This is a genomic window from Neokomagataea thailandica NBRC 106555 (genome assembly GCF_001598495.1).
Taxonomy (GTDB): Bacteria; Pseudomonadota; Alphaproteobacteria; order Acetobacterales; family Acetobacteraceae; genus Gluconobacter; species Gluconobacter thailandicus_A.
The window spans coordinates 61762-84303 of sequence record NZ_BCZB01000015.1 but is presented as its reverse complement, the minus strand read 5'-3'; the positions used below and the strand labels follow the sequence as shown (position 1 = coordinate 84303).

The following is a 22542-nucleotide window of genomic DNA, read 5'->3' as shown; positions in this document are numbered from 1 at the left end:
ATGTCACCCTCAGTCAAAAGACCACCAAGCTGCTCAATGCAGCTCTCCGTGATCGGGCCTGCCGGAAGCATAACCCAAACAACGCGGCGCTCATCACCCTTCAGCTTCGCCGTCAGGTCCTCAACGCTCGTAGCGCCAACCGCACGACCACCATCCGCACGCTCAACAATCTTCGACGTCGCTTCCGCTGAACGGTCAAACGCAACAACATCATGTGCATGACGCGTCAGGCGAACCGCTATGTTCCCGCCCATACGCCCAAGGCCAATAATCCCAATACGCATTGCCTTAGCCTTTCTTGATAGCTGTGCGAAGTGCTGCGGCAAGCGCCTTCAACCCTTCTTCCAGCGAACCGCTGATGTGTACCCGCAGCGCACGACGACCACGGTTTGAAAGCACCTCAAAGTCACCACGTGCCTGAGCCGCCTTCACCACACCGAACGTAAACCCGTAACCCGGGACCGGCACATCTGCCGCATCATCCACCGTAATCTGGAGGAAAACACCGCTATCTGGGCCACCCTTATAAGCTTGCCCCGTAGAGTGCAGGAAGCGCGGGCCGAACTCAGCAGCCGTTGCAGACTTCAGAGCATCACGCACATCAAGGCGCAGCGCTTGGAGCCATGCACGCGTTTCTTTATCGCGCTCGATATAAGCCAGAAGACCAACATAATCGCCGGCACCGACACGATCAAAATGCGCTTTCAAGATCGCAACAGTATCGGCTTTTTTCAGTGCTTCCGTGTTCTTCGCATCTGCGTAGAAGGCAAAAGCACCATCTTTTGCAAATGGTGTTTCTGGAGGCAGAGAGCCCGTCTCAGCATAAGCAGAGGTCAGCTTGCGTGTTTCCACTTTGCTGAACTCAACATCTGGCTGATCGAACGGGTCAATCTCCAGCACCGAGCCTGCAACCGCCGTCGCAAATTCGAAGACAAAGAATGCTTGGCCAAGCTGCACTTCGTCGCCAAGGCGCAGCGTCACCACCGGCGCACCAGCTTCACGCAGAGCAGCCAAGCGCGCATCTGGCTTTGCATCACCCAGAAGAATATCCACGAACACACGATCCGTACCGTAATGATCCGGCGTGGTCAGTGTTTCTTCATCAATAGGGATCAGACCCTTGCCCTGCTTGCCTGTGCTTTCCGCAATCAACTGCTCAAGCCAAGCACCGACTGTTTCCACACCAGCAGACGTTTGGATCGTGACCTTGTCACGCCCATAACGGGTTGCCGCCGCACCGAGGATCAAACCAAGCTGTGCACCCGGGTTAATCTGTGCTGGAGCAGACGCGCCACAGCTATCAACCATCAGCAATGTGCTGGTCAGGAATTCCTGCACATCAATGCCGCTAGCGGCAGCCGGGACAAGACCGAAATTGGACAGAACGGAGAAACGACCACCAATCTTCGGATCACCGTAGAAGATATGTCCGAATTTGTGCTCTTCCGCCACGCTCTGCATTTTGGAGCCAGGATCCGTGATCGCTACAAAGTGCTCACCCGGTGCCTTGCCCAGAGCTTTTTCCGCAACGTCCCAGAAATGTGCGAACAGGATGTTTGGCTCAAGCGTACCGCCTGACTTGCTGGCCACAATGAAGAGCGTTTTCTTCAGATCAACAGACTTCTCAAACGTCTTGACCTGCTGTGGGTCCGTGCTGTCCAGCACATGCAGCTTAGGCCAGCCAACAGCTTGGCCAAACGTCGCACCCAACACTTCTGGGCCAAGGCTGGAGCCGCCCATACCCAGCAGCAGAACATCACTAAAGCCACGAGACTTCACGTCACGCGCGAATGCTTCAAGTTCCGCAACATTCTTCAGGCGCTCTTGAACGATATCCAGCCAGTTCAGCCAGTTCCCTTCTGGGCCACCTGTCCAAACCGTCGCATCTTTTTCCCAAACACGGCGAACCTTACCGTCTTTGTTCCAAGCACCTTCAAGAGCGGCAACATCATCACGCAAATCAGCAGGAAGGTCTGCGCTGAATTGCAGCAAACGCTGCCCCAAAACAATCTCACGCTTTTCCGCAACAGCGCCTAAGAGCGTGTCAAACGATGCACTGAAAGCCGCACAACCGTCTTTCACCAGCTTATCGGTCACACCCGCTAGATCTAGAGACAGACGCTCCGCCTCAGACAGAACATGTCGTGCATCTTCAACATTTTCCGTCAGGCTAGCGCGCAGCTTGCCATGATCACGGAACGCATCAAATGTTGCAGGAGGAATCGTGTTAACCGTTTCCGGGCCAATCAGCTCTTCAACGTACAGAACGTCTGAATAAGCCTTGTCCTTGGTGCCTGTGCTAGCCCACAGCAGACGCTGTGGCTGTGCACTCTTAGCGGCAAGAGCCTTCCAACGATCTGTAGCTTTAATGTCGAGGTAATACTGGTAAGCCAGCTTTGCATTTGCAATCGCAACCTTACCGCGCAGGGATTTCAGCGTTTCCGCATCCTTGTCACCCGCAGCAACGCGGCGGTCGATCTCGCCATCAATTTTACCGTCGATACGGCTCACGAAGAAGGAAGCGACACTGGCGATGCCCGAAATCTCTTCACCCTTTGCAGCGCGTTCTTCCAAGCCAGAGATATAGGCTTCAAGAACCGCTTTATAAGCATCCAGTGAGAAGAGAAGCGTGACGTTGACATTGATGCCATCCGCAATCGCTTCACGAACCGCCTTCGCACCTTCTGCCGTACCTGGGATCTTGATCATCAGGTTCTTGCGGTCAACCGTCTTCCACAAACGGCGAGCTTCCGCGATCGTACCTTCTGTATCAAAGGCCAGATAAGGCGATACTTCGAGGCTAACATAGCCATCCAAGCCATTCGTCTTATCAAAGACGGGGCGGAGTTCTGCACAAGCGGCGCGAATATCATCAATCGCCAGCGTTTCGTACAAATCACCCGGTGACAAAGCACCGTCTTTCAGCAAAGAGCGAATTTGCGGATCGTATTCCGTGCCTTTGCCGATCGCTTTTTCAAAGATTGCAGGGTTAGAGGTCACCCCACGCAAACCATCTTCGTCAACGAGCTTCTTCAAGCTGCCAGCTTCTGTGAAGCTGCGCTGAATGAAGTCCAGCCACGGGGACTGGCCATACTCGGCCAGCCCCTGCAACACGTTGGCTACGCTAGCACCCGGTGTTTTTGAGATCGTGTCACCCACTGTTTCTCTCCATGTGTCTTCGTAGATTAAATCCGAAATGCTTACTTCGCCGTGCTACGCGCGGCTTGTGCTTTACCAGCTTCGTAAACTGCTTCCGGCGTGAAGCCGAACTTCTTTTGCAGCAACGCAGCCGGGGCGGAAGCACCGAAACCATGCATCGCAATGATGGCTCCGCCAATCCCTGTGTAACGGTCCCAACCAAAGGCAGATGCTTGCTCAACGGCCACGCGGCCCACAACATCTGGTGGCAGCACCTCATCACGGTAAGCCTGATCCTGTGCCTCAAAGAGATCGAAGCTCGGGATAGACACCACGCGGGCCTTGACACCCTCAGCCGTCAGCTTTTCATAAGCATCAACCACCAAGGAAACTTCAGAGCCTGATGCCATCAGAATAACGTCTGGCTTACCTTCACAGCTTGCCAGCACATAAGCACCCTTTGCCAAACCAGAAGCCGGTGCATATTTCGTACGATCCAGCGTCGGCAGATTTTGACGGCTCAGGATCAGTACCGCAGGCTTATGGTTAAGCGGGATCAGCGTGCGCCATGCTTCAGCCACTTCATTGGCATCTGATGGGCGAATAGTCATGACTTCTGGCGTTGCACGCAGCTGAGCCAATTGTTCGATTGGCTGATGGGTCGGCCCATCTTCACCCACACCGATGGAGTCATGCGTAAAGACATACAGAACCGGCAGTTCCATAATCGCAGACAGACGGATCGGGGCCTTCATATAATCTGAGAAGATCAAGAAGCCCGAACCATAAGAGCGGATACCGGACAGCGCGATACCATTACAGATAGAGCCCATAGCGTGCTCACGCACACCGAAATGCAGGTTACGGCCTGCATAGCTTCCGCCCCACTTCTCCGGCTGGAACGACTCTGCGCCCTTGATATCTGTCTTAGTAGATGGCGACAGATCAGCAGAACCACCAACCAACCATGGCAGGTTCTTCGCAACAGCATTCAGCACCTGACCAGAGCTTGCACGTGACGCAATACCCTTTGGATCTGCTGGGTAAACCGGAATGTCTTTATCCCAGCCCTCTGGCAAGCCACCACTCAAGATCAGCTCAACTTCAGCGGCTTCCTTCGGGAAGGCTTCCTTATATTTCGTAAACAGAGCGCGCCATTGTGCGCTTGCAGCCGCACCGCGCTTACCAATGCCGTCAGCAAAATGCTCACGCACACCATCCGGAACGAAGAAATCAGGCGCATCTTCTGGCCAGCCATAAGCAGCCTTCGCACCCTTGATTTCAGCACCACCCAGCGGTTCACCATGAGCCGATGCTGTACCAGCCTTTTTCGGAGCGCCATAACCAATGACCGTCTTCAGGACGATCAGGCTTGGACGATCTTTAACCGCACGTGCTGCTTTCAACCCTGCGAGGATGGCATCAACATCATTACCATCATCCAGCGTTTGAACATGCCAGCCATAAGCCTTAAAGCGATCCGCAACATTTTCCGTCAGGGCAATGTCGGTCGAACCTTCGATCGAAATCTGGTTCGAGTCATACACCCATGTCAGATTACCAAGAGCAAGATGCCCCGCCGTTGACGCTGCTTCAGACGTAACGCCTTCCATCATATCACCATCACCACAGAACACGGTGACATGATAATTAAACAGGTCAAAACCCGGGCGGTTATACGTCGCAGCCAGCCATTTTTCAGCCATCGCCATACCGACGGAGTTACCACAACCCTGCCCCAGAGGGCCTGTCGTGGTTTCGATCCCTGCCGTGAAGCGATATTCTGGGTGACCCGGCGTGCGGGAGTCCAACTGACGGAACTGCGTCAAATCTTCCAGCGTCAGAGCAGGACGATCAACGACCTTTCCGTCCACAATATCTTTCACGCCCGTCAGATGCAGGGTGGAATACAAGAGCATGGACGCATGCCCGATCGACAAAACAAAACGATCACGTGCCGGCCACAATGGATCAGCCGGATCGTAGTTCAAGTCATGCTGCCACACCGCATACATGGCGGGTGCCATTGCCATTGCCGTTCCGGGATGCCCGGAATTGGCGCGCTCAACACCATCCATGGAAAGGGTGCGGATCGTATTGATACCGAGTTGGGAAAGAGTGCTCATCGGTACTTGTATCTCCGGCTCATGAAACGCTGAAGGGACACTATGTCATACGCCCCGCGCTTTCGTCCCCTCTGGGATGGCGCGATATGACATGAAACGCAATGGTTCAGCCGTTCGCCTTTTCGTGAAGCACGCATTCGTGCGCACCAAAACTGCCATTTAACGGCTATCCTTGCAAAAAAATCATTCCTGCCTTGAATCTAACGCGGCCTTCGACATGACTTACATCATTCCCGCCCCACCTAAAGACAGACTTTGCACCTACGCCATGAACCGGCTAGGATTCACTCATTCCACGCATCCGCGCGGATTTCTTCTTCGTTTACCGGTATGAAACAGCCCTATGACCGCCTCGCCGATCAACTTCTCCCCAGAACAGATCACCGCGCTCTTCATTGAGGCCGCCCGCTCTGGGGATATGGACCTACTGCGTCAGTTCCTTGATGCCGGAATGGACATTAATGCCGCGGATGCCCGCGGATATACTGCACTCATTATCGCCGCCTATAATGGGCACGAAGAAGCCGTACGCCTCCTGCTCGAAAAAGGCGCTGCGCCAGACATCATGGACCTCAAAGGCGCCACCGCTCTCTCTGGTGTTGCCTTCAAAGGCAATTTAGCCATTGCAGAGTGCCTCATCGCTCACGGCGCTACGATCGACCATGCTAATCACGCGGGCCGCACCCCTTTGATGTTTGCCCTCATGTTTGGCCGTGAAGAGATGGCACGTCGCCTCATCCAGCACGGCGCCTCCCCGGACATACAGGACGCTGAAGGCGTTTGCGTCCGTGATATCGCGGAAAAACAAGGGCTGTCTGCTCTCCTGCCAACATCCTCACAGCCAAAGACCACACCATGAGCCGCTTTTGGAACGCACGGGTCCACGCCCTTCACCCTTATATACCGGGTGAACAGCCACGCATTTCTAATTTATTGAAATTAAATACGAACGAATCGCCCTATGGTCCGAGTCCACTCGCCAAAGCGGCCGTAAGCAGCGCAGCGCAAGATGATTTACGCCTCTACCCAGATCCACTGGCCACAGAACTGCGTGAAACCATCGCCACACTACATGGCACAACCTCCGATCATATCTTCGTTGGTAACGGCTCGGACGAAGTTCTAGCGCATGTCTTCCGTGGCTTATTCCATGATGACGCCCCGCTTTTCTTTTCCGATGTAACGTACGGATTTTATCCCGTCTTCTGCGGCCTGTTTCAACAGCCTGCTCAAGAACTTCCACTTGCAGAAGATTATACAATCGACGTTACTGCTTATGACGCACAAGAAGAAAAAGACTGCGGCGGGATCATTGTAGCAAACCCCAACGCCAACACCGGCCTCAGCCTTTCTCTCCGCGATATAGAAACACTCGCTAAACGCCACCCAAACCGGGTTGTCGTCATTGATGAAGCCTATGTCGATTTCGGGGCAGAAAGCGCCATTCCTCTTACAAACATTTACGATAACCTGCTCGTAGTCCAGACATTATCCAAATCTTACGCCCTTGCCGGTTTGCGCGTTGGCTTCGCCATTGGTTCACCAGAACTGATTGAGGGCCTCAATCGTGTCAAAGATAGTTTCAACTCCTATCCCATATCGCGCCCATCACAGGCGGGCGCCATCGCTGCCCTCAAAGACCAAGCATGGCTGAAGGACATAACAGGCCGCGTTCAAGCCACGCGTGACCGCCTCATTCCAGCACTTGAAAATCTCGGCTTCCAAGTTCTGCCATCCTGTGCCAATTTCATTCTCGTGCGCCACCCGGCGCATCCAGCCGGATCACTCGCCGCCCGATTACGGGAACGAGCCATTCTGGTACGGCACCTTTCAACCCCGCGTATCCGGGACTGGCTACGCATCACGATTGGCACAGATGAGGACAGCACCCGCCTGACGGACACGCTGAAAGACCTACTCTAACCACCCATCGTGACCCCACGGGCGTTCTACGCCCTCAAGCGATCATGACCCCTCGGAGGCTATGCCACACGTACTTGACCGGTACGTTCCATAGTCCGCCTTCCGTCAGTACCATCGTACTGGCGGGAAAAACGCGTTTTCCGACGTTACGTGTAGAAAGACCAAGACCATGCGTTCATTTCACGGACAAATGTCCGACAACCAACCCATCCGCCGCAACACCGCAGAAAAAGAAAAGCAGTTGCGTGACCTGAAAGAGACTTTGGGCACCATGAAGTCCCATACTTCACCAGCGCTCAAAGAAAGCATCCAGCGCCGCATCCGTGAACTGGAAAGCGAACTCCGCGCTGATGCCCGCGATAAAGCCGCCCGCGCTGCAAATCGTGGACCAGACGCACAACGCCCGCGCCGCCCACGCCGCGAGACCATTCGCTCTATGTAATGTGAGCTACGCGATGCGCCCGGCCTCATGCCACGCATCGCCCATGCATTGTAAACGAAACGGATGCATCCCATCCGTTTCCGTCAACACATAATACGCCGTATAATCGCCTGTCGGCCGCCCCTTCCGGTGGCGCATCATATCAAACACACGCCGATCCGCGGTCATATACGTTTCATCACCCGGCATCGGCTGGTTCCATAACTCCAGAGCTTCTGGCACGCGCGCCCGATCGAGCATTAAGCAATTAGGGTCCACAAACCCACCATACCGCTCACGGAACACACCACCCCCCGGCCCAACCGACTCCCATAAGTCCTCACAAATCGGCCGCAACGTCTTGGGATGCACAAAATGCCGGCCAGACCATGCCCAATCCCCACCGTCAATCGCCTCTAACAGGCTCGTCAGATGATGAGGGGCCCACCAATTATCATCATCCAAATACGCAATGCGCGGCGCATTCGCGAGTTGACTCAAAACAGAGCGCAGCACGCCACCATCACGCGCGCGCCCCAACCCACCATGCCGCTGGGACGTTGAATATCCCGGCCATAGAACCGACACGACACAATGCGCCGGCCGCGCAGCACAAGCACGCTCTAATAACGCCATCGCATAGTCAGGCGGCGTACGGTCCACACCAATCATCACCTGAATGCGTAAGATTTTCCCATCCCTGCCTTTTTGCGCAAAAATAGATTGCAACGCATGAAACAAAGACGGGCGCAACAAACTCGGCATCACAACCGCCACATCAAAAGGCGCCTGCCCCAAAACACCATCATCTGCGTAAATATGTAATCCCGGCTGCATCAACCGCGCTGTCCTTATCCCTTGCACCATCCCGAAAAGGGATTGTCCTCACATGATGCCGCCATATGCTCTCGTAGCGCTCACCTTCACTACCTACACACACAGCACCGTAATGAGTGCCCGAACACACCAGTGCCAACATCAGACAGCTCACGCGAACAGACAAGCCCCCTTGCACTTCCCGCGCTGAGAGACCACCATAAGCCATAAAATCTTTAAACGTGATGCCTGAAAGTTCTGGACGTGACGACACATTCTTTTACCCATGAACAGCTCCTTGACCGCCTTGGCGAAGTCGCCGTGCGCGTCGGCCTGAACATCCAGCCCGGTCAACAACTTGTCATCACCGCCCCACTGGACGCCGTTTCACTTGTTCGCCGCGTCACAGAACACGCTTACCGCGCTGGCGCATCCCTCGTCACCACGCTTTACGCTGACGATGAAGCCACCCTCGCACGTTACATTCATGCCCCTGATGATGCGTTCGATACTGCTCCTGTTTGGATGGCCGAGGGCCTCGCTCGTGCCTTCCGTGAAGGGGCTGCCCGCATGGCCATTACGGGTGCCAACCCAACGCTCCTCGCCGGACAAGACCCTGAGCGCATCGCCCGCGCCAACCGCGCGAACTCTGCGGCTAACCGCCCCGCGATGGAACTCATCACGCAATTTGCCGTCAACTGGAACATCATCGCCTGCGCCACACCCGCATGGGCCGCGCAAGTCTTCCCAGACCTCTCCCCAGAAGATGCCCTCGCCGCTCTATGGCAAGGGATTTTCACGTCATCACGCGTTGACCGGGAAGACCCCGTCGCGGAGTGGAAAGCCCATAACGCCCGCCTCCATGCACGCGCCGAATACATGAACACCACACGTTTTGACGCGCTGCACTTCACTGGCCCCGGCACGGACCTCACCGTTGGCTTGGCAGATGGTCACCTATGGTCCGGCGGCGCGGAAAAAGCAGGGAATGGCGTGGTCTGTAACCCCAATATCCCGACAGAAGAAATTTTCACCACGCCACATTGCGCCCGTGTTGATGGCCATGTGTGCAGCACCAAGCCTCTGTTCCACCAAGGCACACTCATTGATGATATTGCCGTACGCTTTGAGGCTGGCCGTATTGTTGAAGCCTCCGCCAGCAAAGGCGAAAACGTCCTCAAACGTATTCTCGATACGGATGAAGGCGCACGCCGCATCGGTGAAGTCGCGCTCGTGCCACATTCTTCGCCAATCTCCGCCAGCAACATTCTCTATTGCAATACGCTGTTTGACGAGAATGCTTCCAGCCACATCGCTCTCGGCCAAGCCTACACCAAATGCATGATCGACCCCGAAGGCCAAACCACCGAGGAACTCATTGCCCGCGGTGCCAATGACTCCTTAATCCACATTGATTGGATGATCGGGTCTGACAAAATTGATGTCGACGGCATCAAAAACGGCGAACGCACCCCGCTCATGCGAGCTGGTGAATGGGTCCTTTCATGATCAAGCGCTGCCTTATCACAGGGCTGACAACCCTTTTAGCTATCGCTCCCGCCTGTGCTCAAAGCGCAGGCGGACCATTTCTGCCAGAATCACAACCCGCCATATCCAACACCATTCCTGCACAGACCCTTGCTGATGCACAGCGCGTAGCGGCCTACACCTTACCCGAATCCTTCTTTACCAACGCGGCAGATACCCTCACCGCACTGCAGGCCGCAAACATACAGCCGCCCAATACACAAGGCGCCAGTCTGGATGAGGTCATCAACCGCACCGCACAGGTTCCTCACCTTCCAGAAACCTTAACCAGCCATGGGTTTACACCAGAAAGCTTCGTTCTCGGGATGTCCGCTTTCAATATGACCCTAGCCGCTCGCAGCCATCATTTGCCGCCCGGCATACCCCAGCCTACCGTACAGAATTCACTCTCCTTACAGGCACACCCCACCCAAACAAACGCTATCCTACAAGCACTCAACGGCCCAACCCATTAAACACCCCTCGCCTCTATCACACCCTTCCCTGCCCTAAAGATAAAAGCCCTATGCCGATCTCACTTGACCCAACAATACTGCCTTCACTGAATATCATAGACCTCGCCACACAAGGCCTCATCGTCCGTGCTGAACGCGAAACACCAGAAGACGGCCTACCCATTTTCATCACACGACCAGGCTGGGAAGAACTCCTCACAACACATACACATGATGCGGAACACGGCGCCACCATTGTGCTCCCTGCCCTAGAAAAGGCCGTGCACCGCCTTTTAGCGCATGTAGCCCACGCCACTCATGAAGAGAAAAATTTTGCGCCATTAATCACTGTCGACAGTGACCTTTTCCAGAGCGCAGCATCCCTCCTCCTTGCTTTTGTGCGTGACAGCACCCACCCTGTCGCCTGCGTCCTCATTGGCACCGAACCGCATATCGCTACAGTGCTCAAAGACCGCACATAAACCATCAGCCCCTGACACAGTGTTCTGAGACGGGCCTCTGAGACAAAAACGCAAAATAACAACGCTCATTGCAGGGGCAATAACCGCCCCCTCACACCCCACACGACCTCTAAGACGGCTCTCCACCCCCCGCTAAGATCGGATGGATCAAAATATCCGGCCAACGTTGCCCCGCTTTTATAAAGTCAAAATGCACCCGCACTAATTGAGGCAAACGCGGCACATTCCAAGCAGAGTGCCACCCAAAATGCCCATCCGCCATGCCATAATATGCAAATTCTACCCCCTTGATCCCCCCCATGAGGGCCTCTTCTTGATACCCCTCATCCGGCGGCAAGCACCGTGTATGCACATAAGAACGCCAACGCAGAACAAAATTATGCTCAGCATTCACGCCCAGCCCAAGTTCTGCCTCCCCCGCATAACCACCACCTTTCGACAACCAACTCACAAGCTTCAAACGATCTGCCCCACCACTAAACGCTGCGGGGCCACCATCATCACTCTGATCAGCACGCGTCAAAATACGCCGCAAAGCATCTTCCGTATCTTGCGCCTGTTGAACGGAAACCGAAAGCTGCTCCCCACTGCGCCAACCACGCGTTCCCACACCAATCCCTGTCCATAAAGCCAAAGACAGCAAACCAAACACCACCAAAACCACCATGATCTCGAGCAGCGTAAACCCTTCATCACGCCGCATCATCATGGTGCCTCCACCGCATCGCGTACCAACCGCTCTGACAGCACAACGCCATGCCCAGCAGCGCCCCATTCCACACGTATATTCACTTGATACAGAGCCAAAACACGCCCACCAGCAGCGTGCCCTTTCGCCACCTGCCGTGTTTCAATCGTACTTTGAAAACCCCGCATCAACGTCACTTTTCGTTCTCCAGGTGTAAGCCTAGGAAACATCATCTCAGCGTCCAATTCAGATCGCGCAAGAGAAAGCGCCTGCAACTGATCGACAGCCCGCGTTTCTCCACTCAGCCCCGTGGATAATGCCCCCATCATCGCAGCCAGCGCGATGCCCGCAATCATCAGCGCAACAATCACCTCCAGCAGCGTGAAGCCTCGATCTTGCCGCGCGTCATCCCCCATAATTTTGTACCATAACCCGCCCAGTCATCGGGCTCAGCGTAATGCGCGCCCTAAACCGGCCATAACGCAGCACAATCGGCATGCCGTCTGCCGTACCATCCGCAGAAAAATGCTCCGTAATACGCTCAACACTCTGATCACTGCTCAACCCAACAGGCGTGACCAAGGGCTCGACCCTCACATGCCCTCCATCCATAACGGAAACAGTGCGAGACGGCACATCCACCTGCATCATGACATCATGTCCTTGCAGCACAGCATCCCGCCGCGCGGCTTGTAGCGCAGACACCACACGCAACCGCCCATCTGAAAACGTCATCGCATCACTACGCAATGGCCCACGGGTCAGCACTAGCCCAATTAGCAGCCCCACTATCACGAGCACAACCAACATTTCCAACAAGGTAAACCCGGCCTCCCTGCCTCCCCCGGAACCGGAAACCGCACGCCCGCACGGCACATTACGCGACCGCATCAATGCGCCAAATCATTCAGGCTCAACATCGCTAACAGCAAGGCCGATACAATACCCGCAACGATTAAACCCATAATCACCGTAATCGCGGGTACCAAAATTGCCAAAAGACGCTGCACCGTAACCCGCACCGCCTCTTCATGCACATCCGCCGCCCGCAGGGCGATTGATGCCAGTTGTGCCGTTTCCTCCCCCACCCGCAAAAAATGCGTCATTTCCCGTGGGTACACATCAGCCCGCTCCAAAGACACCGCCAAGCTCCCCCCTTCACGCACCACGCCCGTAGCGCGTGTCAGCGCTTGCGCACCTGCACGATTACCAATCACACCACCAGTAATACGCAACGCACCAACTAACGACACACCATTTTGCAACAATGTCCCTAAAGTACGCGTCAATTGCGCCGCCATCACATTGCGCAACAACGTGCCTATAACTGGCACACGCAACAGGAAATGATCTGCCCTAAAGCGTATATCTGGCCTCCGCAATGCCATACGCCCGACGCCAACACACAGCACGGCACCGATGAGCATAAATACCCCCCAATGCGTTAAGACATCCCCCGCCGTGATCACCACCCGCGTCATCATAGGAAGCGCTACGCCATTTTCTTCAAAAAGCGGTACAAATTGCGGAAGAACATGGGTCAATAACAATACAACCGACCCGATAGACGCGATCATTAAAACCGTTGGATAGATCATAGCGGACTGAATCGTCGCCGCTAAACGGCGCTCTCGCTCCAACACATCCGCCAAACGTTCAAGCGCATCATGCAGCGCGCCGCCTGCTTCACCAGCACGTACCAGCCCAACATAAAGCTTGGAAAAAACACCGCCTGCTGCTTCCAAAGCATCCGCAAAAGACGCACCATCACGCACTCGGTCACGCAGTTGCGCAATCAGCGCCTTCATTTTGTCCGATGGTGCAGTTTCTCCCAAGAAACGCAGCGCACGGTCCAAATCCAGCCCCGCGCCCAACATCGTGGCCAGCTTACGCGTAAAATCTGCGATGTCGCCCTGTCGAAACCGCGCCCGGCGTAGCGTACTTAAAAACGATCCATCAATACGCCCCACCCCGCCAGCAGATTCATGACGCACATCCAGTGGCATCAATTTCTTCTGCCGCAGAGACGCAACAACCTGCGCCTCACTCGTCGCGCGCAATTCTCCCGTCACCACAACGCCATCTGCACCCACCGCACGATACTGCCACAGTGTGACCTGCCCTTCAGAGATCACCACCTCTAACTTTCCGCACCAACAGCACGACTGACCTCTTCAAGCGTTGTCTCCCCCTGCAAGGCTGCGTGAAGCCCCGCATGGAACATGGTTTCCATCCCTTCCTCCACCGCCGCAGCCTCAATCTCCACATGATCGGCCCCAGACAAAATCAAACGTGTCACAGCTTTGGAGGGACTTAAATACTCCGCAATCGCCAGACGGCCACGATACCCCGTATGACGACATTCTGGACATCCCCGTGCCTGCCACAGCGTATGCTGTTCATACGTTTCAAGCCCCAAGCGCCCAGCAAGCTCTGGCATAACTGGCACCGCCTCCCGGCAAGACATGCACAAACGCCTCACCAAACGCTGCGCAAGGACACCCCGCAAAACCGCCGTCAACAAATAATCTTCCAGCCCCATATCTCGCAAACGCGTCACTGCCGCCGCCGCCGAATTCGTATGCAACGTGGAGAGTACCAAATGCCCGGTTAACGCGGCCTGAACGGCAATTTGTGCTGTTTCTAAATCACGAATTTCCCCCACCATGATCACATCTGGATCTTGCCGCAGCAAAGCACGCAGCACATTCGAGAAGTTAAGACCAATAGCTGGGCGCGTTTGTATCTGATTAACCCCACTCAGTTGATACTCAATCGGGTCCTCCACGGTCATCACATTACGCTCAGCCGCGTTTAATCCTGACAGACCAGTGTACAGCGTCGTAGTTTTACCGCTTCCCGTTGGTCCCGTGACCAACACAATGCCATTCGGCATTTCAAGCGCATTGCGAAACACATCAATAACGGGCTGAGACAAACCCAAATGAGCATACTCAAAGCGCACTGCCGTACGGTCGAGCACACGCAGCACAACAATTTCACCATGCAAACCGGGCACCGTCGACACACGGAAATCGACCTCATGCCCACGCACAGCTAATTTGATACGCCCATCTTGCGGCAAACGACGCTCCGCAATATCCAACCGGGCCATAATTTTAACGCGAGAAATCAACGCCGCCGTCATACGCGGGCTTAAACTATCCGCCTCATGCAGCACGCCATCATAACGATAGCGCACAACCAACCGGTTCTCATCCGGCTCAATATGAATATCCGAGGCTCTATTCTCAACAGCCCGGAATATAATCTGATTCACCAACCGAATAATTGGCGCTTCACTCGCCAAATCTTTCAAACGGTCCGTGTCATCTTCTGCTAAATCTTCTTGTGACGCCGTATTCTCTTCTGCCGCGTCTGCTGTCTCTTCAGGGTATAAACGGCTTAATACCGCATCAATATCAGATAACTTTCCTGCCTCACGACAAACATCTCGTCCTACCGCAAGGCTTACAGCATCCGCCGTAAAATCATCCTGCGGATCCGCCATAACGACATGCACAACACGCCCATCATCATGAATCGGAATAATACGCGCTTGACGCACGAAACGACTTGTTAGGACATCACCCCATAATGGTTCTTCACGCTGCGCCAGCATCTCGGCCGTCACCAAAGGACGCCCAAGCAGCGCAGCATAGGTCCTCGCAAGGTCCGTTTCCGTGACCAACCCCAGTTGCAGCATCACCGCCGCCAAACCTTGCCCGCTTTCTGCCGCAACAGCCTTTCCACGCTCCACCACACGCTCTTCACACACACCATTGCGCACAAGCCAGTGCCCCAAATCGCCTTCGACTTCGCTCTGCGCAACATCATTCATCATGTGGTCATCTCTCATGGCTTGCCGCCCCGGAAACAATCCGGCAGGTTAGACTGTATGAGCATCACTTTCGTCCCAGCACACTGGCCCCTTATGGCGACGTCTCTTGAAACACTCTTCCCGGTTCTGCTCATTTCGCCCATTATTGGCAGCTTTCTTGGTGTATTAATTCGTCGTATTCCTAGTAAACGCCCTTTTCTTGCAGGGCGCTCTCATTGTGAAGTCTGTCAATCACCACTACGTCCTTGGGAGATGGTACCTATCCTCTCCTACCTACGTCAACGCGGCCGGTGCCAACATTGTCAGCATCCTATCGCTCCATTCCATTTTTATATTGAACTTATCGCCTGCTGCGTTCCTCTCTCAGCATGGATCATAGCCCTCTATACCACCCCCCAACTCCCCAATAGCCTTGACCTTCTCTGGACCTGCTCGCTCGGCTGGGGGTTACTCGCCTTAAGCTGGATTGATCTACGCTGCTTCCGCCTCCCCGACAGTCTCACCCTCCCCCTCATCCTAGCCGGCTTACTGAACGCAATATGGCGTGACGCTCTTCTCTCTGGCGGCCTTTTTTATTTAGGCAATACCCTAATAGAACACCTCGAAGGTTGCCTCTTAGGCTGGTTTTTTTTTACAAGCATCTCTTGGCTTTATCTCACGACAAAAGGCCGCCCCGGCCTCGGCGCGGGCGATGCAAAACTCCTCGCAGCCGGCGGCGCCTGGCTTGGGGTCAGTGCTCTACCCCATACTATTGTCTATGCCGCCCTCTTCGGCATTGCGCATATCGTCACCCGCCGTTTCCTCAAGCACGATACACAAACATGGCAAGAGGCCATTCCGTTTGGCCCATCACTCGCCCTCTCAATCTGGTTCATCCGCCTCATATCGGACCAAACACTTTAAGAACGACCTTGCACAAAACCCGTAAAACTTTCAAAATCCTTCCTTAATCATATGTTTTAAAAACAAGACCTCATTCCATTTCCGGCTCAATTATGGCCATCAGGAGTATAAAACAATATGAACGGGCTGCGGACGATCACGAATTCCCCGATGCTGCCCGTATTTTTGCGCTGGTGGCAGGCTCGCCTAAGTGAATGCTTACCCGCCCGCCTTCGGGCAAAGCAGGTCGAAACCCTTTTGGATGTTTCACCAGACGGTACATTAGCCCTCACATCACTGGAACTACAGGCCCTCCCACGCCCGAAGCACAAAACATTTCTTCATAGCACGCCACATACCGTCCTTTGCCTTCCCCCTGGTAGCATTTTAAAGCGCCGCATCACCTTACCTGAAGCCGCACGCACAGACCCCACACGCGCCACCCATTATGAACTTGATCGCCTGACCCCTTTTCAACCAGATGACATTGTATGGTCCTTAGACACAACGCCGCATCCCGCACCACCCGGCTTCATTGCCTTTGACCTTCTCATTGCCCCACGCAAGACGTTTAACCCGGCTCAAGAGCAACTGAGCCTATACGCACGCGCACCCACACATTTACGCGCCCCATCACGCCATACATCCCCCCCCTTAACTCTGCCGCTCAGCCACGCCCCTTCAGTCAAACGCCCACGACACACAATTTTTCTTCTCCTCATATGCCTATTGCTCGTGAGCCCCTTTATTCTCCAACAAGTACAACTTTTTCGTATAAACTCTGCACTCTCCACATTAGAAAACGGTCGCAACCATGCCGAAACACTACAACACCAAATTATGCTGACGCAGCTTGGCCCTCTCGCTGTCCGCAAAGAAGAGCAGCGTAATGGCCTCCCATTAATTACTCTGCAAAATCTGACAGATGCTCTACCCGATGACACATACCTCACCAGCCTACGCCTCCGTGGCCGCCAAATATTTCTTGAAGGCCAATCAAAAGAAGCAGCCCGCCTCATCGTTACACTGCGCCAAGCAGGGCATTTTTCTGACGTTGCCTTTTCCGGCCCCGTGCTGCGCTCTGACAACCACCAAGCGGACCTCTTTGCCCTCACCGCCACCACAACAAATGCCTTCGGGCAACCCTGAGGCCTATACCCATCATGCCTCAAACACATAACAACGCAGCACCCAACCTCTCACACCTGCCGACGGGGCAGCGCGGACGCCTTTACGCTCTCATTCTTGCAGGCCTAGCCGTTTTATTGTGTGTCTGGACCGTACAAACACTCATAAGCACATTTGAGAATACTCAAGAGAGTATTACGACCCAAAAAGAGCTCTTGGCACGAACGCAACGCCTCATTAGCACCATTCCTCACTTAGAAAACAGCGCCCAACAGGCCCGCCTGCACATGGCACAAACCAGCCCCTTGCTAACGGCACCGTCTGATGACCTTGCCCTCGCCCAACTCCAAGAAACCGTGCATACACTGACAGATGCGCTTAATCTGCCTCTTACCAGCCAAGAACCCCTTACCCTCCCCCGTAAAGACCATTTTCAAACCATCGCTTTACGGGTTGCCTTCACAGCCTCATGGCCCGCGACAATACAATTCCTCTCTAGCCTCCAACAAACACACTCCCCCCACCTCTTAACGGAAGACCTCCAAATTTCCGCCGCCGCCGGCATTATGCCAGATGATGCCGCAGCACACGGTCAACCAGTTGATGTTTCACTGCTGATCGTCGCCTTACGCAGCATCCGCAGCGCATCCGCTCTCTCCCCTCACTCTTCCAACTCTCAGAATTGGTAAAGCCGCGTGATTTTTCTTCCCAGCCTTCGCGTTTCGTCATCTTCATGCCGTATCGCCCTGCGCTCTGGCACAGCTCTCGCCATTTCTGCGACTATGATGGTCAGCGGGTGCGCAGATGCGCCACGTACCCCAAAACCCCTCCCCATCGTACCTGGCGCTTACGGGCAAATCGCCTCTCCCCGTATTGATGGCCCCATTGAGCAAAACCCCGCAGCGCGCGGCGGTATCGTCAGCTACGGCCATGCCTCTGCGCTCAGTGGTGATGATGCAAATAATAACCGCAGCCCAGGTGATATTTCCCTCAATTTTGCTGAAACCGATATCCGTTCTGCCACAGACCAAATCCTCGGCTCTGTACTCGGCGTAAATTACATGGTTGATCCTGCCGTACACGGAACGGTCACCATGCGCACAACACGCCCACTGCATCGGGATCAAGTGCTCAATGTTTTCCGCTCGGCCCTTGCCGGTGCTGGCGCCACATTAATTTATGAACATGGCCTATACCGCGTCGTCTCTAACAGCTCATCAGGCAATAGCGGCGGCCTTGGCAGCATACCCGGCGGCGGCAATAGCGGCGATGATCAAGATGGTACGATTATCCCTTTACGGTACACATCAGCCGAAAGTCTAGTCAAAGCCCTTCAGCCCATTTTGCACAATAACGGCCATCTTGTCGCAGCCCCTGGCAGTAATGCCGTCGCCATTTCCGGCGACCCCGCAACACGCGCGTCACTCATTGAGATGGTGCAAGCCTTTGATACCGACGTCCTCTCCGGTCAATCTTACGCCATGTTCCCTACAGAGAGCGGCAGCGCACAAGAACTCGCACAAGCACTGCAAGCCGCTTTAGCCACGAAAAAAGGGCAAGCCTTTACGGACCGTATTCAAGTCATCGCCATGCCGCGCGCAGAAGCTGTCATGGTCATTGCGTCCAACCCACGCTTTATTGACAATGCACGTCGCGCGTTCACCACCATTGAAACCCAGCGCCGTCGTTCGGTCCGTCGATGGAATGTGTATTACCTACAAAATGGCCGCGCAAATGATGTCGCCTATCTACTACAACAAGCCTTTACGCCAGACCACGTCACCGCCACCCCATCTGCGAAGATGAATATCCCTAACAGCTCTTTCTCAAATAATGGCAATTCAAACAGCACATCCTTGAGCCTCGGAAATAATCAACAAAATAACAACACCGGGAACGCACTGCTTGGTCAAGGCAATTCTAGCAACACGAGCAATGACAACAGCAACAATCAAAATGGCGGCACAAACAATAATCAATCCGACAGCCTCTCCAACAATCCCCTCCTTGGTGGCCTAGGCAATAACAGCAGCAATAATAACGATACCGCCCGGATCCGTATTATACCCGACCTGCAAAACAACGCTATTCTCGTTTATTCAACCCCTGAAGAAAGTGACTCCATCACCGCAATGCTCCGCAAAGTGGACATTATGCCTCTCCAGGTCCGTGTCGATGCGACCGTTGCGGAAGTAACACTCAACGACAACCTTCAATACGGAACGCAGTTCTTCTTCAAATCCGGCGGCGTTAATGGTGTACTGAGTAATGCGTCTCAGTCTCTGGGGGCAGCCAACCTTGTCTCTTCTACGTTATCCAGTTCTTTCCCCGGCTTCGTGCTCGGTGGCTCCGCCAGTGGTGGAGCGCCTTTCGTCATTAATGCCCTGCAAGCCGTCACGTCTGTTCGCGTCCTGTCCTCACCAGAACTCATGGTTGTTGATAATCAGCCTGCCTCACTCATGGTCGGTGATATGGTCCCCTACCTCACCGGCTCCACGACAGGCGTTCTCACCGCCAACTCCACTGTGACCAACTCCATCAACTACCAACCCACGGGGGTCATCCTTCAAGTTACGCCACATGTGAGCAATGGCGGCTTAGTCACACTAGATGTTTCTCAACAAGTAAGCTCCGTGGCCTCGAGCACAACCTCAACAGGAAGCGGCTCCATCAACAGCCCAACCTTCTCTCAACGTCAGGTAACATCACGCGTCGTCATTGCAGATGGCCAGACCGTCGGCCTAGCGGGCCTTATTTCAGATCGCTCCGAACGCAGCAACCAAGGCATTCCTTGGCTCAAAGACATTCCTATTCTTGGCCTACTTGGCGGCACACAAGATAATAGCCGTACTCGCACGGAACTCCTGGTGCTCATCACACCCCACGTTATCCATAGCCAAGGAGAAGCACTGTCTCTGACAACAGACCTGAGAGAGCGCTTATCACATGCAGCCTTAACGCCCGATGACCTGAACCACACACCCGCTACAGGCTCTTCTGACCCGCAGCACCGCGTCTTAAAATATGTCGGCCTACACGATTAAACCGCCCATGATGGCAGGGAACGATCTCCCTGCCATCATGGACAATCAAACAGCTTTTTTTGGAACATAACGCCGTATCTTTACGGGTTACAAATCACCCCACGGTCACCATCCGCACTCCCATGCGGGCCACGGGAACACAGATCATAATCCTTTCCTTCACGTTCCGAAGGAGAACGATAAATATACGCATGATTCCAAGGGTCTAATGGGGAGTTCCCATCCTTCAAATACGGGCCGTTCCACCCCTCAACCGCACCCGGGCGATGAATAAGCGCATCCAAGCCATCTTCCGTAGACGGATAAGAGCCCGTATCTAACTTATACATATCCAATACGGAGCCAATCCGCGCGATAGACTGCTTCGCGACAGACACGCGTGCATTCCCTAATTGCCGCAACGCCGCCGGTGCTACCAACCCAACAAGCAAACCTAAAATCGCCAATACCACCAGAATTTCAAGGAGCGTGAAGCCTTCATCACGTCTCGCTTCGGCCCGCATACGATACGCTAACAATTTCATGACCGATCTTCCTTTTTCTTCGATCCGAAGGCTACACTCCGAATACGATCATAGCGTAAGCTACGTATCTGACGAGACATTCACCCTACGACAGGATACGCTTCCCTGAAAAGCCGCCCTGAAAAGTTGTAAAGCGAAACATCATGCCTGCCCCTCTGTTCGCCTGTATGCTTGCCGCCGCTCTACGCTACCACATCCCGGAGCGCGTTCTCCCCGCGATCTGGCAAGTCGAACATGGACACGCAGGCTCCCTTCACCCGAACGGAGACGGCAGCTTTGATATGGGGCTGATGCAGATCAATTCCCTCTGGATAAAACCACTCGCGCAAATCGCAAACATGACCCCCACCCAAACAGCCGCTCGACTTGTTTCCGATAATTGCTTCAACCTCGCGGCATCTGCACTTATCCTACGAAGCTTTTTGAATGAAACACATGGAGATCTCATGCAGGCTATTGGCGATTACCATTCACACACACCAGAACTAAACCAGCTTTACCAACGCAAAATCATGGCCGAAGCTCAGAAGCTTTACGGCACACGCTAACCCAGGGATTTCAAAATCCCACGGGCTCAACAGACACACATGAACGCACGTCATAAAAACGCACGTCACTCTACAGGCACCGTTTCCCATCTCAGCACATGCCACGGCTCCGGCTCCGCATCAGGCATTAAAACAACATTCGCCCTACGCTGCTCAGCTCCCTGCTCATCACGCACCAATGCGTCCACGATAACACTAACACCCCCACCCAGCATCGGCGGTTGCGCCTCACTACCAAAAGCCCCCGAATATCCTAAATGATGAAGACGCTTCAAAGCCACCTGAACAACCGGAACCGCTTCTGCATTCGTAGGATACTGCATTTGTGACAAAGACACAGCCGGAGCAATACGCTGTACAACGCCCCACCCCACACCGGGCAAAGACGCCATATCATCCAAACTGTGAAACGGCCCATGCGTCAACATACACCTCGCTCCCATATCCGCCGGAACAAAAGACCCCGGCGGCGGAGATGCCCCTAATAAAGGATGACCGCGCCAGCCATATAAGACACTTGAGGCGCGCTCTGCATCCTGCGCCGGTACCCCGCTACTCACCATAACAGCCAAAAGCAAATCACGTGATATCACACTCGGATTAATCCGCCCCCGCTCAAGATGGACGCGAACCATAACATGGAAGAGCCCATCTTCACGCTCATGCCATGCCCCCAAGCCTGATGGAGCATGCGGTGACGCTAAAACCAGACCATATAGTTCTTGCCGGATCGCACTATCCGCAGCCAATTCTAACGCCACATGCTGTTGGCGGGCGCTGGCATTGACAACCATCGACCGACCCTGAAGCAAAACATGCGTACCAATTAACGCCAAAAAAGCGAGCGTCCATAACACTAAAAGTAAAGCAAACCCAGCTTCTGAATCCTTGCTTTGCCTTTTGTCCGAACGCTGCCACGTAGAGACGCCGCGAAATAGCCCCATAAAACGCAAATACCACCCCCACTGACGCAGTCTGCCTCATGCCAAGACTACGGCC

At 54.3% G+C, this 22542-nt stretch carries 22 protein-coding genes; 11 read left to right on the top strand and 11 right to left on the bottom strand.

The features are described from left to right. The 3 genes from NTH01S_RS06645 to tkt form a co-directional block, all read right to left on the bottom strand. A partial coding sequence (locus NTH01S_RS06645) for an NAD(P)-binding domain-containing protein (RefSeq protein WP_169802052.1) occupies positions 1-284 on the bottom strand: 284 nt, incomplete at its 3' end. A gap of 4 nt (positions 285-288) precedes the next feature. After that, positions 289-3159: a bifunctional transaldolase/phosoglucose isomerase gene (locus NTH01S_RS06640; protein ID WP_068171357.1), complete on the bottom strand. Its 2871-nt coding sequence runs from the start codon at positions 3157-3159 to the stop codon at positions 289-291. 41 nt (positions 3160-3200) lie between these two features. Further along, the gene (gene tkt / locus NTH01S_RS06635; protein ID WP_068171354.1) at positions 3201-5264 is read right to left on the bottom strand and encodes a transketolase; all 2064 of its coding nucleotides are present in this window, start codon (positions 5262-5264) and stop codon (positions 3201-3203) included. 343 nt (positions 5265-5607) lie between these two features. Here tkt and NTH01S_RS06630 point away from each other — a divergent pair, with 343 nt between their 5' ends. The 3 genes from NTH01S_RS06630 to NTH01S_RS06620 all read left to right on the top strand — a co-directional run bounded on the left by NTH01S_RS06630 (position 5608) and on the right by NTH01S_RS06620 (position 7629). Next, on the top strand, positions 5608-6123 hold the full coding sequence (locus NTH01S_RS06630) for an ankyrin repeat domain-containing protein (RefSeq protein ID WP_068171351.1): 516 nt from the start codon (positions 5608-5610) through the stop codon (positions 6121-6123). After that, positions 6120-7187 (top strand): histidinol-phosphate transaminase, encoded by a 1068-nt coding sequence (hisC, locus tag NTH01S_RS06625; protein WP_068171348.1) that lies wholly within the window; start codon positions 6120-6122, stop codon positions 7185-7187. Before NTH01S_RS06630 ends, hisC begins: the two co-directional genes overlap by 4 nt. Before the next feature lie 169 nt (positions 7188-7356). After that, a complete protein-coding gene (locus NTH01S_RS06620; RefSeq protein WP_068171345.1) occupies positions 7357-7629 on the top strand; it encodes a hypothetical protein in 273 nt (90 codons plus the stop codon). Positions 7630-7635: 6 nt separating this feature from the next. Here the strand turns inward: NTH01S_RS06620 and NTH01S_RS06615 are convergent, their stop codons facing one another. Next, positions 7636-8445, bottom strand: a complete 810-nt coding sequence (locus NTH01S_RS06615; RefSeq protein ID WP_068171342.1) for a glycosyltransferase family protein — start codon at positions 8443-8445, stop codon at positions 7636-7638. Positions 8446-8688: 243 nt separating this feature from the next. Here NTH01S_RS06615 and NTH01S_RS06610 point away from each other — a divergent pair, with 243 nt between their 5' ends. Genes NTH01S_RS06610 through NTH01S_RS06600 form a run of 3 tightly spaced genes read left to right on the top strand, consistent with a single transcriptional unit; the run spans position 8689 to position 10888 of the window. Beyond that, complete coding sequence (locus NTH01S_RS06610) at positions 8689-9933, top strand: aminopeptidase (protein ID WP_169802051.1); 1245 nt, start codon at positions 8689-8691, stop codon at positions 9931-9933. Then, positions 9930-10427 carry a hypothetical protein gene (locus NTH01S_RS06605; RefSeq protein ID WP_157070893.1) on the top strand — a complete coding sequence of 166 codons (498 nt, stop codon included), beginning with the start codon at positions 9930-9932 and terminating at the stop codon, positions 10425-10427. Before NTH01S_RS06610 ends, NTH01S_RS06605 begins: the two co-directional genes overlap by 4 nt. Before the next feature lie 50 nt (positions 10428-10477). Next, on the top strand, positions 10478-10888 hold the full coding sequence (locus NTH01S_RS06600) for a hypothetical protein (protein ID WP_068171333.1): 411 nt from the start codon (positions 10478-10480) through the stop codon (positions 10886-10888). A 109-nt stretch (positions 10889-10997) separates the two neighbouring features. Here NTH01S_RS06600 and NTH01S_RS06595 read toward each other — a convergent pair whose 3' ends face one another. From NTH01S_RS06595 to NTH01S_RS06575, 5 genes are read right to left on the bottom strand one after another with little or no spacing between them, the layout of a single operon-like run. Beyond that, complete coding sequence (locus tag NTH01S_RS06595) at positions 10998-11597, bottom strand: prepilin-type N-terminal cleavage/methylation domain-containing protein (protein ID WP_169802050.1); 600 nt, start codon at positions 11595-11597, stop codon at positions 10998-11000. Beyond that, complete coding sequence (locus NTH01S_RS06590; protein WP_068171327.1) at positions 11594-11992, bottom strand: type IV pilus modification PilV family protein; 399 nt, start codon at positions 11990-11992, stop codon at positions 11594-11596. Before NTH01S_RS06590 ends, NTH01S_RS06595 begins: the two co-directional genes overlap by 4 nt. Next, entirely contained in the window at positions 11982-12467 is a 486-nt protein-coding gene (locus NTH01S_RS06585) for a prepilin-type N-terminal cleavage/methylation domain-containing protein (protein ID WP_068171323.1), read from the bottom strand. The genes NTH01S_RS06590 and NTH01S_RS06585 overlap by 11 nt, the downstream gene beginning before the upstream one ends. Continuing rightward, positions 12467-13714 carry a type II secretion system F family protein gene (locus NTH01S_RS06580; protein ID WP_068171319.1) on the bottom strand — a complete coding sequence of 416 codons (1248 nt, stop codon included), beginning with the start codon at positions 13712-13714 and terminating at the stop codon, positions 12467-12469. The genes NTH01S_RS06585 and NTH01S_RS06580 overlap by 1 nt, the downstream gene beginning before the upstream one ends. Positions 13715-13716: 2 nt before the next feature. Further along, positions 13717-15435 (bottom strand): GspE/PulE family protein, encoded by a 1719-nt coding sequence (locus NTH01S_RS06575; RefSeq protein ID WP_245642242.1) that lies wholly within the window; start codon positions 15433-15435, stop codon positions 13717-13719. Between the two features lie 39 nt (positions 15436-15474). On the opposite strand from NTH01S_RS06575, the gene NTH01S_RS06570 reads away from it, so the two are divergent. From NTH01S_RS06570 to gspD, 4 genes are all read left to right on the top strand, one after another. Further along, positions 15475-16320, top strand: a complete 846-nt coding sequence (locus NTH01S_RS06570) for a prepilin peptidase (RefSeq protein ID WP_068171316.1) — start codon at positions 15475-15477, stop codon at positions 16318-16320. A gap of 117 nt (positions 16321-16437) precedes the next feature. Beyond that, entirely contained in the window at positions 16438-17448 is a 1011-nt protein-coding gene (locus tag NTH01S_RS06565; RefSeq protein WP_068171314.1) for a PilN domain-containing protein, read from the top strand. Positions 17449-17462: 14 nt separating this feature from the next. Further along, the gene (gene gspM / locus NTH01S_RS06560) at positions 17463-18116 is read left to right on the top strand and encodes a type II secretion system protein GspM (RefSeq protein ID WP_068171311.1); all 654 of its coding nucleotides are present in this window, start codon (positions 17463-17465) and stop codon (positions 18114-18116) included. A gap of 6 nt (positions 18117-18122) precedes the next feature. Next, complete coding sequence (gene gspD, locus NTH01S_RS06555) at positions 18123-20471, top strand: type II secretion system secretin GspD (RefSeq protein ID WP_068171309.1); 2349 nt, start codon at positions 18123-18125, stop codon at positions 20469-20471. An 80-nt stretch (positions 20472-20551) separates the two neighbouring features. Here gspD and gspG read toward each other — a convergent pair whose 3' ends face one another. Next, positions 20552-20995: a type II secretion system major pseudopilin GspG gene (gene gspG, locus NTH01S_RS06550; protein ID WP_245642240.1), complete on the bottom strand. Its 444-nt coding sequence runs from the start codon at positions 20993-20995 to the stop codon at positions 20552-20554. A gap of 143 nt (positions 20996-21138) precedes the next feature. On the opposite strand from gspG, the gene NTH01S_RS06545 reads away from it, so the two are divergent. Further along, a complete protein-coding gene (locus NTH01S_RS06545; RefSeq protein WP_068171306.1) occupies positions 21139-21543 on the top strand; it encodes a lytic transglycosylase domain-containing protein in 405 nt (134 codons plus the stop codon). 65 nt (positions 21544-21608) lie between these two features. On the opposite strand, the gene NTH01S_RS06540 is transcribed toward NTH01S_RS06545, so the two are convergent. Continuing rightward, positions 21609-22487, bottom strand: a complete 879-nt coding sequence (locus NTH01S_RS06540; protein ID WP_068171303.1) for a hypothetical protein — start codon at positions 22485-22487, stop codon at positions 21609-21611. Positions 22488-22542 lie beyond the last annotated feature (55 nt).

Coding starts and splice junctions, on each gene's coding strand:
- tkt (WP_068171354.1), bottom strand. CDS start 5,264: ATGAGCACTCTTTCCCAACTCGGTATCAATACGATCCGCACCCTTTCC.
- NTH01S_RS06630 (WP_068171351.1), top strand. CDS start 5,608: ATGACCGCCTCGCCGATCAACTTCTCCCCAGAACAGATCACCGCGCTC.
- hisC (WP_068171348.1), top strand. CDS start 6,120: ATGAGCCGCTTTTGGAACGCACGGGTCCACGCCCTTCACCCTTATATA.
- NTH01S_RS06620 (WP_068171345.1), top strand. CDS start 7,357: ATGCGTTCATTTCACGGACAAATGTCCGACAACCAACCCATCCGCCGC.
- NTH01S_RS06615 (WP_068171342.1), bottom strand. CDS start 8,445: ATGCAGCCGGGATTACATATTTACGCAGATGATGGTGTTTTGGGGCAG.
- NTH01S_RS06605 (WP_157070893.1), top strand. CDS start 9,930: ATGATCAAGCGCTGCCTTATCACAGGGCTGACAACCCTTTTAGCTATC.
- NTH01S_RS06600 (WP_068171333.1), top strand. CDS start 10,478: ATGCCGATCTCACTTGACCCAACAATACTGCCTTCACTGAATATCATA.
- NTH01S_RS06595 (WP_169802050.1), bottom strand. CDS start 11,597: ATGATGATGCGGCGTGATGAAGGGTTTACGCTGCTCGAGATCATGGTG.
- NTH01S_RS06590 (WP_068171327.1), bottom strand. CDS start 11,992: ATGGGGGATGACGCGCGGCAAGATCGAGGCTTCACGCTGCTGGAGGTG.
- NTH01S_RS06585 (WP_068171323.1), bottom strand. CDS start 12,467: ATGCGGTCGCGTAATGTGCCGTGCGGGCGTGCGGTTTCCGGTTCCGGG.
- NTH01S_RS06575 (WP_245642242.1), bottom strand. CDS start 15,435: ATGAGAGATGACCACATGATGAATGATGTTGCGCAGAGCGAAGTCGAA.
- NTH01S_RS06570 (WP_068171316.1), top strand. CDS start 15,475: ATGAGCATCACTTTCGTCCCAGCACACTGGCCCCTTATGGCGACGTCT.
- NTH01S_RS06565 (WP_068171314.1), top strand. CDS start 16,438: ATGAACGGGCTGCGGACGATCACGAATTCCCCGATGCTGCCCGTATTT.
- gspM (WP_068171311.1), top strand. CDS start 17,463: ATGCCTCAAACACATAACAACGCAGCACCCAACCTCTCACACCTGCCG.
- gspG (WP_245642240.1), bottom strand. CDS start 20,995: ATGAAATTGTTAGCGTATCGTATGCGGGCCGAAGCGAGACGTGATGAA.
- NTH01S_RS06545 (WP_068171306.1), top strand. CDS start 21,139: ATGCCTGCCCCTCTGTTCGCCTGTATGCTTGCCGCCGCTCTACGCTAC.
- NTH01S_RS06540 (WP_068171303.1), bottom strand. CDS start 22,487: ATGGGGCTATTTCGCGGCGTCTCTACGTGGCAGCGTTCGGACAAAAGG.